We start from the raw sequence: 12,643 nt of genomic DNA, 5'->3' as shown, positions 1-12,643 counted from the left end.
AAAAAAGAGGCTATTGGCCTCTTTTTGGTATATTTATTTTCTTAATCCTAACTCTTTAACAATCGCACGGTACCTAAGGATATCTTTTTTAATTAAATAATCCAATAGAGATCGACGCTTTCCTACAAGCTTTACCAATGAACGCTCTGTATTAAAGTCTTTTCGGTTTTGCTTTAAGTGGTCGGTGAGGTGATTGATACGGTGTGTAAATAATGCAATTTGGCCTTCAGCAGAACCGGTATTTTTAGCATCTTTTCCGTATTTTTTAAAGATTTCTTCTTTTGTTTCTTTTGTTAAGTACATTCCAATATTTATTTAAATAATTTTTATGCATTGATTACGGCGATCATAATCAGGCGGCAAATATATGAAAATCGTGTGATATAAACATAATTTTAAAGAAATTATGCTCTGATCGGTTGATTCAAGATCAAATCGATGTATTGATTGACTTTGTCTTTTAAATATTCACGGTGTGTAATAAAATCCAAAAAGCCATGTTCTAAGACAAATTCAGCAGTTTGAAACCCTTCTGGTAATTCTTTTCCAGTCGTATCACGAACAACACGTGGCCCTGCAAAGCCTATAAGTGCTCCAGGTTCACTGATGTTAATATCACCTAGCATTGCAAAAGATGCTGTTGTACCGCCTGTTGTGGGATCGGTACACAATGAAATGTAAGGAATACCTGCATCGGCCAATTGTGCTAGTTTTGCTGAGGTTTTCGCCAGTTGCATCAACGATAACGCGGCTTCCATCATTCGTGCTCCCCCTGATTTTGAAATGATCATGAATGGAAGCTTTTTCTTTAGCGAGTAATCTGCAGCACGAGCAATTTTTTCTCCTACAACACTTCCCATCGAACCTCCAATAAAACTAAAATCCATACAAGCCACGACTAAGTCTTTGCCTTTGGACTTCCCAACAGCTGTTCGTACAGCATCATTGAGTTTTGTTTTTTCTTGTGCAGCTTTTAGGCGGTCAATATATTTTTTTTTGTCAGTAAATTTTAGAGGATCTTTGGAAGTTACTTTCTTATCAAGCTCTTTAAATTTGTTGTCATCAAATAAAAGATTAAAATATTCATTACTACCTATACGTACGTGGTATCCGTCTTCTGGGCTGACAAAGAAATTACGTTCTAATTCTTCTGTTTCAATGATTTTTCCGGTTGGCGATTTGTACCACAAGCCTTTTGGGGTGTCACGCTTCGCTTCTGTAGGAGTCTGAATTCCTTTGTCTGTTCTTTTAAACCACGCCATTTTGTTCTGATTGATTTAGAATGAAAAACAAATTTAATGATATTTTTTTACAATGTATCTACATTGTTCAAATCCTCGAAGGCCTTTTTTAGACGCGCAACAAATGTTTGTTCTCCTTGTCTTAACCAACGTCTCGGGTCGTAGTATTTTTTATTTGGTACATCTTCGCCTTCTGGATTTCCAATTTGTGCCGCCAAATAATCTTGATTTTTCTTAAAATCATCACGAACTCCTGTCATGAATGCATATTGAAGATCGGTATCAATATTCATTTTAATTACACCATATCCAATTGCTTCACGAATTTCTTCAACAGTTGAGCCAGATCCCCCATGGAAAACAAAATCAATATGGTTTTCAGAAACGCCATATTTTTCAGTAATATATTCTTGGGAGTTCTTGAGAATTTTTGGAGTTAGCTTCACGTTCCCAGGTTTGTATACCCCATGAACATTTCCAAATGCCGCTGCGATGGTAAACTGGTCGCTTACTTTACTCAATTCTTCATAAGCATAAGCCACCTCTTCAGGTTGTGTGTACAATTTTGAAACGTCTACATCGCTATTGTCAACACCATCCTCTTCGCCACCTGTGATGCCTAATTCAATTTCGAGTGTCATTCCCATTTTAGACATTCTTTTTAAGTATGCTTTACAGATTTCAATATTTTCTTCAAGGGGCTCTTCCGAAAGATCAATCATGTGTGAGCTGTAAAGTGATTTTCCTGTTTCTTCAAAATGTTTTTCAGAAGCATCTAATAAACCATCGATCCATGGCAACAATTTTTTTGCACAGTGGTCGGTATGAAGAATTACTGGAACGCCATAAGCCTCCGCCATTTCATGAACGTGTTTAGCGCCAGCAATTGAGCCTGCAATAGCCGCTTTTTGATTGTCGTTGGAAAGACCTTTTCCAGCATTGAATTGACCACCACCATTTGAAAACTGAATGATGACAGGCGCATTAAGTGCTTTTGCAGTTTCAAGAACACTATTGATCGTATTTGATCCGATTACATTAACAGCAGGTAGTGCAAATCCTTTTTCTTTTGCAAGTTTGAAAATCTTTTGAACTTCGCGTCCTGTGGCTACACCAGGTTGTATTGAATGACTCATTTGTGATGGTTTTAAATTTGCGTCAAAAGTACTAAAATAAATCCCTTAATGTTAAAATTTTAACACGACATATCATTAAATTTATACGAAAACGTTTGAGGTGAGTTTAGTCTAAAATGGATAATTGATTCCAATGTTGTACACTGCGTTTCCGAAATTAAAATCACGTAGCCAACGTTGATCTTTGGAAAGGGCGGGGTTGTATGTTTTGAATCCTGTGTCAAGGCGTAGAATAAAAAAATCAAAATCATATCGAAGTCCAATTCCGGCACCTAAAGCAATATCTTTTAATGATTTGAAGCTGTCAAAAGTTGCTTTGGGGTCTTCAACTTCATCAAGAACATTCCATATATTTCCTGCATCTACAAAAAAAGCACCATCAAGTTGACCAAATAAATTATACCTGTGTTCAAGACTAAATGCAATTTTCATATTCGCTTCGTTGAATTCATTATTATTATCGGAACGACCTGGTCCTAGGTTGTAGGCTGTCCAAGCGCGGTTGTCATTTGATCCTCCAGCGAAAAAACTTTTGGAAAAAGGAATGTTATTAGAGTTTCCAAGCGGAACAGCAATACCTAAAAAAGTTCTAAGTGCAAGAACATTATTTCGACCCAAATCCCAGAGCTTGATGTAATCGATTTCTGTTTTGGCATATTGGGAAAAAGCCACATTATTTATTTCGAACTCCCCATTGTCATTTTTTTTCAAATTCAATAAATCTGCTGCTCCGTTTAGAATATTTCCGGCCAGCTCTAGCTTAAAACGAAAGATTGAAAAATCTGTATCGTAATTATTTTCCCTATTGTCATTTATTAGGCTGAAATTACTTGCAAGGATAAAGTTGTTTTGGGTTAATCTATTTTTACGTTCCTTGATGTTCCTAACACTTCGAAAATCATTAGGATTTGTGTTTTGGAAAGTTGCATCTGAACTTACAAGCCCTATGAAATCATCAGCTCTCGATAAGTCTAATGCATTTGATCCATCTGGATTTGAAACTAAATAATCATTTGGAGTTGGGTAGCTGTTTAATGCAATGTTTTCAAGTCTATTGAAAGAGTTTTGGTATACACTAAAGTAATTTCCAGGGTTTAGATTTCTAACATATTGTAAATTAATTAGATCTAGGTTGTTTGTCTTGCTTTGTTTGGGATTCCAATTGTAGCTCAATCGCCCGTTTAGTGTACGTTTATCCAAACCTATATTTTTTTGACTAGTGAAGCCCATGCTTAGCTGTGATGTTGGGGACATATATTTTGGAATGATTTTCTCAGTATTGAATGGGAAAAATAGTCTAGGAATATTAAGTTTTATATCTGCGCCAAGCTCATTAATATCAAAAAACTGATCTTCAGATTTAGCTCCGTCTTTTGAGGCCCCAATAGCTCCCAAAGCAGAGATTTCTAAGGTTTCAGCACCCCTTAAAATATTTCGTATCAAAACCCCAGAACTGAACGAAAATCCAATTTTTTGAATATTACTTTGAGAAATGTCAAAGTCAAATCCCAAACCATATTTTTTTCTTGGGTTAAGGTAAATGTTTGCGGTTAATGTTGAATCAATGCTATTTTCGATATATTCAATATTGGGGTATTTAAACGAGTTTAACTGACTTAAATATCCATAAGTTCGCTTCCTATCCAAATCACTATATAAGTCACCTTTATTTACTAAAACAGCATTCGTTATGGCTTTTGGTTTGTATTTTAATGCGCCATAATTATAAAAGTTAAAGCCATCGTGTGTTGCGGTTTTTTTAGGCTCAGACTCATTCCTGTTTTTGAAAGATGCATCTGTAAAAATATTCACCTCTTTGATGCGGTATGTTTTAAAGGGTTCCTGAATTGTACTGTCTTGGGTTCTCAATATTCTATTAGGAATATTGATTTCAAGGTCTACATTATGTTTGGTTCCGATCGTATCGTTTTCAAAACTTATATAGTCTTGTGAAAAGTGATAAACTCCAGAGTTCCTAAAGTGTGTTGTTAATCGGTTTCGTTCATTTTCAAAATCTGATATATCAAATTGTTTCCCTTTTTTAATGAATGAATTTTCTTTACTTTTCTCGAATAATAATTCTAAAACTGGCGTTTCTATATTAGTTTTAATAGCTCCAATGTTGTAAGCTGTACCTGTTTGAATTTTATAAGCTAATGTTGCTCGTTTATTACCTAAAGTGTCGATTTCATATTCAATTTTTCTATCAAACCAACCTTTTGAAAAATAATAACGTTCGAGATTTAGTTTTGTTTTTTTGATTTTTAAACTATCTAAAATACTTGGTACTTCACCAGTTTTTTTCAACCAACTGTTGAAGCCCAAAGATGATTTTTTGAGTTGATCCAGCTGTTTTTTAGAAAATTTATTAATTAGGCGTTGCTTTCGTTTGGGGTGTTTATTCAGCCATTTTTCAAATATTGAATCTTTATTGGGGCGTGCCAGATTGTATATATGAAGTCGAACAGGTATTCCTAGTATTGTACTATTAACTTGTTGAAATGAAAGTTTGGATAGTGTTTCAGATTTTGTGTTTTTTCCATTGACTGTGAAGGAGTTTTTTACTAACAAACGGTCCTCGCTTCCAACTCTTTTGACGGCGTCGCAAGCGGTGCAGATGTAAGCAACTGAATAAATAAAAAATATTTTTTTTAGCGAATCCTTCAACAAGACATAAATAAAATTTAGATTTATAGTCTAAATAAATTTAAATCAAATGTACATTTTTTAGATGTTAACTAAAAACCAAACAAAGCGAATACTTAGTTTAAGTAAAAAAAAGCAGCGTTCTCAAGAGCAAATGTTTGTTTCTGAAGGAGTTAAGGTTACCCAAGAGTTTTTAGATGCCCAGTATGAACCTATTGAGATTTTTTCAACAGATTCGTTTTATGCGCAGTATTCCAATGCTTTTGTTCATATCAGTACTCAAGAGCTTTCCAAGATAAGTAGCCTAAAAACACCCAATAAAGTTTTAGCTATTTTTTGCATTCCCAAACCCAAACCTATTGACGATTCTGCTCTGATCTTAGCTCTTGATGATTTAAATAATCCTGGAAATTTAGGAACAATTATTCGACTTTGCGATTGGTTTGGTATACGCGATTTGGTATGTAGTCCAGCAACTGTTGATTGTTATAACTCAAAAGTTATCCAAGCCGCAATGGGTTCACATACAAGAGTAAATATTAATTACACCGCTTTGGCGCCTCTTATTAAATCTGCCGATAATGCCATGGGAACTTTTATGGAAGGAACTTCTGTTTATGCTTCAAATTTTCCGAACTCAGGTATATTGGTGTTTGGAAATGAAGCCAATGGTATTTCGGAAAATATATCTTCCTTGCTTACGGAAAAACTTTCTATTCCTAGGTTTGGTGCTTTCAAAAAAACAGAAAGTCTTAACGTTGCCAATGCTGTGTCAATTTTTTTAAGCGAATATAGAAGACGTTCTACTGAAACGTGAAATTTATAAAAAGGCCACGGGTTTGCATTTGATCGATGTTGCTGGTCCAAGGGCTGTTGGCATCAAAATCCGGAACATGCTCATCATTCAACGAAAATACCCCTCTCAGCGATGGGGTAAATTTAAACCAAGTAAGATAAATATCTATGCCAACTCCTAATTCGTAGAATACATTATTTTTTATCATTCTAAAATTACCATTGCTGTTATCATCCGGATTGTCTTGATTGCTGGACAGGTTTAGTGCAGTAGATATTCCACCAACGATAAATGGTTTGATGTTGTTGATTCGCTTTGTTGAAATTTTAATTAGTAGTGGAATATGAATGTAAGTAGATCGTATTTCACGTTCTAGGTCTTTTTCCTCATAAGTAAGACCATCAAAGTAAGTATTGCTGTAGCTTAAGGTCCTGTTTGACATCACGAGTCCTGGTTCCAAACGAATATCAAAATAATCGTTGATTCTAACATTACCAATTAGCCCAACATTAAAACCTACAGCTTTTAAGACCTGTATATCTTTAACATTAGTTTTGTAGTCGATATTAAAATCATAACTATTAAAACCTAAATAATATCCGTAAGATAGTGGAGCTTTGTCAAAATTTTCATTATTCAACAAGCGTTCTTTTGTAAAGAGCTGAGCTTCACTCTCAAATATTGATATGCTAAAAAAAAGAAAACTAATTAGAATTTTTGTTCTCATTGTTTCGATGCAGTATAAATTGTTGCCACGCCAAATGTTTGTGCAAAGGATTGTGTTGATATAAACCCTGTTTTTGTCAAAATATTGTTGAAGGCTTTACCATAGGGAAATTTTGCCGCAGATGAGCTTAAATAACTGTAAGCATCTTTGTCCTTAGAGAACAATTTTCCAATGATGGGCAGTAAGATTTTTGTGTACAAAAAATAGCCTTGTCTAAATGGAAATTTTGTCGGTACTGAAGTTTCCAGAACCACAAATACTCCATTGGGTTTTAGTACCCTTAATATTTCTGATAGACCAACCTCCAAGTGCTCAAAATTACGAACCCCAAAGGCTACGGTTATAGCATCAAAGCTATTGTCGTCGAAAGGTAAATTTTCCGAATCTCCCACAACCATATTAATAGTATCATTTAATTTTTTTTGATCTATTTTTTTTCGTCCAACTTCTAACATCCCTTCACTGATGTCCAAGCCAATTATTTTTTTGGCATTGGTTTGGGTTAGATTAATAGCCAAATCTCCTGTTCCAGTGGCAATATCTAGAACGGATTCGGGATTTTTATTAGCTACAATTTTAACGACTTTTTTACGCCATTTTATATCTATTCCAAATGATATAACACGATTCAAACCATCATACTCGTTTGAAATAGTATCAAACATTTTAGCAATTTGTTCCTTTTTGGAGAGTGAACTGTCTTTGTAGGGCGTTATCTTTTTGGACATATAGTCAAATTGAAATTGAAATATTTTTGCAGTGCAAAGAAATACAATTCGCAGACAAATCCCTAAAAATAACGTATATTTGCGCATCTCTTTAACTGATAATTGATGAAAATTATTATTGCCGGCGCTGGAGAAGTCGGATTTCACTTGGCAAAGCTTTTGTCCTACGAATCTCAGGAAATCATACTTATTGATTTGGACAAAGAACGGCTAGCCTATGCAGAAACACATTTGGATATAAAAGTTGTTAAAGGCGATATCACTTCAGTATCTGTATTGAAAGAATCGAATATAGCAAATGCAGATTTATTTGTTTCAGTAACTTCATCTCAAACAGCAAATATCACCTCTTGCGTCTTGGCCAAACAATTAGGCGCCAAGCGCACTATTGCCCGGATTTCCAATACCGAGTTCATTGAGCATAAAGACGAAGTTGGCTTTGAGACTTTAGGTATTGATGAGCTTATTTCGCCTGAATCCTTGGCTTCTTCAGAAATAGAATTGCTTCTCAATCAATCTGTTTTTAATGACACATATGCCTTTGAAGATGGAGCCCTTACAATGCTGGGCTTAACCCTTTCCGCGGATGCAAAAATCATTGACAAACAAGTAAAAGTAGCGGCTCAATTACTTTCGGATATTCATTTTATCCCCATAGCAATCCAAAGATACGGTTCTCATCTCACGCTTATCCCAAGAGGAGATACTGTTTTTAAGGAAGGAGACCGTGTTGTTTTTATTACATCTGAAGGAGGAGATGAGGAATTATGCAAACTCACAGGTAAACGAAAAACTCAAATTAAAGATATAATGATTTTGGGAGGTGGGCAAATTGGGGCTATCACCGCCAAAGAACTCTCAAAAACTGATTTCAATATAAAAATTGTTGAAAAATCTAAAGAACGTGCCCTTGAATTGGCCGATCAACTCAGTAATGCACTCGTAATCAATGGAGATGGAAGAAACGTTGAACTCTTAGAGGAAGAAAATATTAATGCAATGGATGCCTTTATTTCAGTTACTGGAAATTCAGAGACAAATATCATGTCTTGTTTAGTAGCGAAATCAAAAGGAGTCAAAAAGACTATAGCTTTGGTCGAAAATATGGATTATTTTGCGCTTTCGCATTCCATTGGAGTAGATACTCTAATAAATAAAAAATTGCTTGCAGCCAACAGCATTTTTAGATATGTACGAAAAGGTGAGGTAGTAGCAATGACTAAGCTTGCTAATATGAAAGCCGAATTATTGGAATTCGTTGTGAAGCCAACATCAAGAATATGTTATCAATTCATCAAAGAAGTTGACTTTCCTAGAGCAGCAATCATTGGCGGGGTAATAAGGAATGAATCAGGGATCATTGCTTTAGGAGATTTTAAAATTGAACCTGGAGACCGTGTCGTAGTCTGTTGTCTGCCTGAGGCAATTAGCAAGGTCGAGCGTCTTTTCTTCTAAGTATTGTAATGAAACAAAACAATAAAATTATAATTCATTTTTTTGGGCTCTTGTTGCTGTTTAATGGCGGGTTTATGCTATTGGCGGCATTGTTGAGTTTTATGTATAGCGATGGAGCTACAAATCAATTAGTGCTCTCCGGAATATCTGTTTTAGTAATTGGATTTTTAGCTATGATTTTTACTAAAAACCATTCTAAGGAAATGACCAAAAGACAAGGGTATATAGTAGTTGCTTTTGGTTGGGTAGTAATGGCTCTTTCCGGTACGCTGCCTTATATTTTGACAGGTTCTATTACGAATTTTACAAATGCTTTTTTTGAGACTATTTCAGGCTATACAACTACTGGCGCAAGTATACTCACCGATATTGAAGTACTTCCAAAAGGTGTTCTGTTTTGGCGAAGTCTGACCCATTGGATAGGGGGTATGGGGATTATTGTTTTGGCGATTGCTATCTTACCATTATTAGGCATTGGAGGTATGCAGTTGTTTGCTGCTGAAGCCCCTGGCCCGAGTACAGATAAACTACATCCTAGAATCACAGATACGGCAAAGCGGTTATGGCTTATCTATGTCGGTTACACTGCTGCAGAAACGCTATTTTTGAAGCTTGCTGGAATGTCCTTTTTTGATGCGCTAAATCATTCTATGAGTACGCTTTCAACAGGTGGGTTTTCAACAAAAAATGACAGTTTAGCTCATTGGAACGATTCGCCAATGATACAATATATTGTTGTGTTTTTTATGTTTCTAGCTGGGACAAATTTCGTTCTCAGTTATTTTGGATTTAAGGGTAATTTTTCTAAAATTTTTAAAGATGAAGAATTTAAACTTTATGCCAAATTCATAATTGTTTTTAGCGTAATTTCTGCATTTGTAGTCTATTATAATTCAGCATTTTCAATGTCTTCTTCATTTGATCATCCCATGGTTTTTGGAGCTGTTGAAGCTGCTTTTAGACATGGGCTTTTTCAAGTGGTCGCCATAGTAACTACAACGGGGTTTGTTAGTGCCGATTTTACAATTTGGCCTCATTTTTTAGTTGTCTTTTTCTTTGGCTTGATGTTTCTTGGGGGATCTTCAGGAAGTACATCTGGTGGTGTGAAAGTTGTACGTCACCTTGTGCTTATTCGAAATGGATTTTTGGAATTTAAAAGAGCGCTTCACCCCAATGCGGTATTACCTGTTCGATACAACGCAAAGTCTATTTCTGGTGAGATTGTTTTCAATGTACTTGGTTTTTTTATGCTCTACATGCTTTCTTTTATTGTAGGAGCACTGGGATTTTCCTTCATAGGGTTAGATTTTGAATCTGCAATAGGTGTAGCAGCTTCTAGCTTGGGCAACGTTGGTCCAGCGCTAGGCGAATTTGGTCCAGCACAGAATTTTCATCAGATGCCTTTAATGGGCAAATGGTGGGGTTCATTTCTGATGTTGATTGGCCGATTGGAACTTTTTACGGTTCTTATATTACTGACTCCTTTTTTCTGGAGAAAGTCTTAAGCAATACCAAGAATGTTTAGTTTGTTAATGCTTTTTTGATTCGTTCTATTGCTTCAACAATTTGTTCTTGTGAGGCCGCGTAAGATATTCTAATACAATTTGGGTTTCCAAAAGCATCTCCGGTTACGGTAGCTACAAGAGCCTCTTCAAGTAAGAAAAGAGATAAATCGGTTGCGTTGTTTATTTGCTTGCCTTTGAAGGTCTTCCCAAATAATGCCGAAACATCCGGGAACACATAAAATGCACCTTCGGGAGTATTACATGAAAAACCATTGATGTCCTTAAGTAAATTCAGTATAAGATCTCGACGCACCTTGAATTCGTCGATCATATACTGTACTTTAGATGGCGAAGCTTCCAAAGCAGTAATGACGGCTCTTTGTGCAATACAATTTGCCCCACTAGTAATCTGGCCTTGCATTTTGTTGCATGCACGTGCAATTTTTTCTGGGGCTCCTAAGAAACCAATCCGCCACCCAGTCATCGCAAATGCTTTTGACACTCCATTAACGGTAATCGTTCTATCGTACATGTCTTCAAATTCAGCTATACTAGCGTGACCACTTCCAAAATTAATATGCTCGTAAATTTCATCTGAGACAATGTAAATTTCAGGATATTTTTTCAGTACATCTGCTAGTGCTCTCAATTCCTCTCTACTGTACAAGGAACCGCTTGGGTTGCATGGCGAACTGAACCAAATCATTTTTGTTTTGGGCGTAATTGCAGCTTCAAGTTGAGCAGCTGTCATTTTGAAATCAGTTTCAATTGAAGTCTTTACTTCAACAGGAATGCCTTCAGATAGCTTCACTATATCTGAATAACTGACCCAGTACGGGCATGGTAAAATAACTTCGTCCCCTTTGTTCAGTAAAACTAAAGCTACATTAGCAAGGCACTGTTTTGCTCCCGTTGATACTACAATTTGACTTGGTGTGTACGATAAATTGTTATCGCGTTTGAACTTTGTAATGATGGCTTGTTTTAACTCTGCATACCCATCCACTGGTGTGTACGAATTAAAGTTATCATCAATTGCTTGCTTTGCAGCATCTTTTATAAAATCAGGTGTGTTAAAGTCCGGTTCTCCTAAACTGAGACCGATGATGTCTTTTCCTTCACTCTTTAGTTCCCGTGCTTTGGCGGCCATGGCGAGAGTAGCTGAAGTGGCCATATTCAAAATTCTTTCTGAAAGTAATTGGTTCATTGTGTTTATTTATGCTTGTAATTCTGGATTTTTGCCCATCAACCTTAAGTAATTGAAATGTGCAATAATTGCTTTTCTAGTTGTTTTGTATTCGTTGTATGGTAAATTAAATTCTTGAGCTGTTTTTTTGACAATCTCTGCTATTTTGCCGTAATGTATGTGTGAGATATTCGGAAATATATGATGTTCAACTTGGTGATTCAACCCCCCAGTAAACCAGTTTATTATTCTATTTTTAGGGGAGAAATTGACCGTAGTTTTTAGCTGGTGAATAGCCCAAGTATTTTTCATGCTTCCGTCTTTTTCTGGTAGAGGCATTTCAGCATCCTCCATCACGTGGGCTAGTTGAAAGACAACACTAAGAATTAGTCCAGCGGTATAGTGCATTACAAAAAAACCAATCAAAATTTTCCACCAAGCCAAATCTAAAATTACCATGGGTAAAATAATCCACATCGTCAAATAGATGAATTTTGAAACAACCAATGTTCCCCAATTTACAAACGGATTTGGCAATTTCCCGTAGGCAAGTTTTCTTTTCATATACCGTTTCATTTGAATGAAGTCAGTAGTGATAGCCCAATTAATTGTTAAAAGGCCGTACAACAAAATAGAGTAATATTGTTGAAACTTGTGATGCCATTTCCATTCATCGTGTTTGGTGAACCTAAGGATGCGTCCAGCATCTAGGTCTTCATCATGACCGTGAACGTTGGTATAGGTGTGGTGCAGTACGTTGTGTTGTACTTTCCAGTTGTAAACATTTCCAGCAAGAATATAAATACTACTCCCCATCAGGTTGTTTATCCAAGACTTATTTGAGAATGAGCCATGATTTCCATCGTGCATTACATTCATACCAACCCCAGCCATACCTACGCCCATAATAACCGTAAAAAGGATTTGAAGCCAGCCTGGCATGTGGATAGTTAAAATAAGGAAATAGGGCACTAAAAAGATGCAAAACATAACAATGGTTTTAAGCCACAATTGCCAGTTGCCCGTACGTTTTAAATTATTCTCCTTGAAGTAAGAGTTCACTCTAGAGTTGAGTGTTTTGAAAAATTTTTTGGGATCTTTTCTTGAAAACTTTAAAACAGTACTTTTCATATTAGTTATTTAAAATAAATCAAAGATAGCTAATAAATTAATTTCAAAAGATGAGATTTGAACATTTAAGAGATTTATAACTATTTTAGCCC

The 12,643-nt window shown here is 35.8% G+C and carries 11 protein-coding genes; 3 read left to right on the top strand and 8 right to left on the bottom strand.

Annotated elements, in window-relative coordinates; genetic code table 11:
• Positions 1–33: 33 nt before the first annotated feature.
• The 4 genes from rpsO to tamL form a co-directional block, all read right to left on the bottom strand.
• Positions 34–303, bottom strand: a complete 270-nt coding sequence (rpsO, locus tag FORMA_RS03395; RefSeq protein WP_069674329.1) for a 30S ribosomal protein S15 — start codon at positions 301–303, stop codon at positions 34–36.
• Between the two features lie 101 nt (positions 304–404).
• Positions 405–1,262, bottom strand: coding sequence for an acetyl-CoA carboxylase, carboxyltransferase subunit beta (gene accD / locus FORMA_RS03390; RefSeq protein WP_069674328.1), 858 nt, complete (start codon positions 1,260–1,262; stop codon positions 405–407).
• A gap of 47 nt (positions 1,263–1,309) precedes the next feature.
• The gene (gene fbaA / locus FORMA_RS03385) at positions 1,310–2,377 is read right to left on the bottom strand and encodes a class II fructose-bisphosphate aldolase (protein ID WP_069674327.1); all 1,068 of its coding nucleotides are present in this window, start codon (positions 2,375–2,377) and stop codon (positions 1,310–1,312) included.
• A 111-nt stretch (positions 2,378–2,488) separates the two neighbouring features.
• Positions 2,489–5,047 (bottom strand): translocation and assembly module lipoprotein TamL, encoded by a 2,559-nt coding sequence (gene tamL, locus FORMA_RS03380; RefSeq protein ID WP_335583343.1) that lies wholly within the window; start codon positions 5,045–5,047, stop codon positions 2,489–2,491.
• A 61-nt stretch (positions 5,048–5,108) separates the two neighbouring features.
• Here tamL and FORMA_RS03375 point away from each other — a divergent pair, with 61 nt between their 5' ends.
• Positions 5,109–5,840 (top strand): TrmH family RNA methyltransferase, encoded by a 732-nt coding sequence (locus tag FORMA_RS03375; RefSeq protein WP_069674325.1) that lies wholly within the window; start codon positions 5,109–5,111, stop codon positions 5,838–5,840.
• Here the strand turns inward: FORMA_RS03375 and porT are convergent.
• Together porT and ubiE are read right to left on the bottom strand one after the other, a co-directional pair.
• The gene (gene porT / locus FORMA_RS03370; RefSeq protein ID WP_069674324.1) at positions 5,827–6,546 is read right to left on the bottom strand and encodes a type IX secretion/gliding motility protein PorT/SprT; all 720 of its coding nucleotides are present in this window, start codon (positions 6,544–6,546) and stop codon (positions 5,827–5,829) included. The two genes, FORMA_RS03375 and porT, sit on opposite strands and share 14 nt — an antisense overlap.
• Positions 6,543–7,274 carry a bifunctional demethylmenaquinone methyltransferase/2-methoxy-6-polyprenyl-1,4-benzoquinol methylase UbiE gene (ubiE, locus tag FORMA_RS03365; protein WP_069674323.1) on the bottom strand — a complete coding sequence of 244 codons (732 nt, stop codon included), beginning with the start codon at positions 7,272–7,274 and terminating at the stop codon, positions 6,543–6,545. The genes porT and ubiE overlap by 4 nt, the downstream gene beginning before the upstream one ends.
• A 105-nt stretch (positions 7,275–7,379) precedes the next feature.
• Here ubiE and trkA point away from each other — a divergent pair, with 105 nt between their 5' ends.
• Positions 7,380–8,729, top strand: coding sequence for a Trk system potassium transporter TrkA (gene trkA, locus FORMA_RS03360; RefSeq protein WP_069674322.1), 1,350 nt, complete (start codon positions 7,380–7,382; stop codon positions 8,727–8,729).
• 8 nt (positions 8,730–8,737) lie between these two features.
• Entirely contained in the window at positions 8,738–10,234 is a 1,497-nt protein-coding gene (locus FORMA_RS03355; protein WP_069674321.1) for a TrkH family potassium uptake protein, read from the top strand.
• Between the two features lie 16 nt (positions 10,235–10,250).
• On the opposite strand, the gene FORMA_RS03350 is transcribed toward FORMA_RS03355, so the two are convergent.
• Positions 10,251–11,441 carry a pyridoxal phosphate-dependent aminotransferase gene (locus tag FORMA_RS03350; RefSeq protein WP_069674320.1) on the bottom strand — a complete coding sequence of 397 codons (1,191 nt, stop codon included), beginning with the start codon at positions 11,439–11,441 and terminating at the stop codon, positions 10,251–10,253.
• Positions 11,442–11,450: 9 nt separating this feature from the next.
• Entirely contained in the window at positions 11,451–12,551 is a 1,101-nt protein-coding gene (locus tag FORMA_RS03345; protein ID WP_069674319.1) for a fatty acid desaturase family protein, read from the bottom strand.
• Positions 12,552–12,643: the final 92 nt, after the last annotated feature.

The sequence above is a fragment of the Formosa sp. Hel3_A1_48 genome (assembly GCF_001735715.1).
In the GTDB taxonomy this organism is placed as follows: domain Bacteria; phylum Bacteroidota; class Bacteroidia; order Flavobacteriales; family Flavobacteriaceae; genus UBA3537.
The sequence above is the reverse complement of the archived record's forward strand: the minus strand, read 5'-3'. Positions and strand labels throughout refer to the sequence as shown.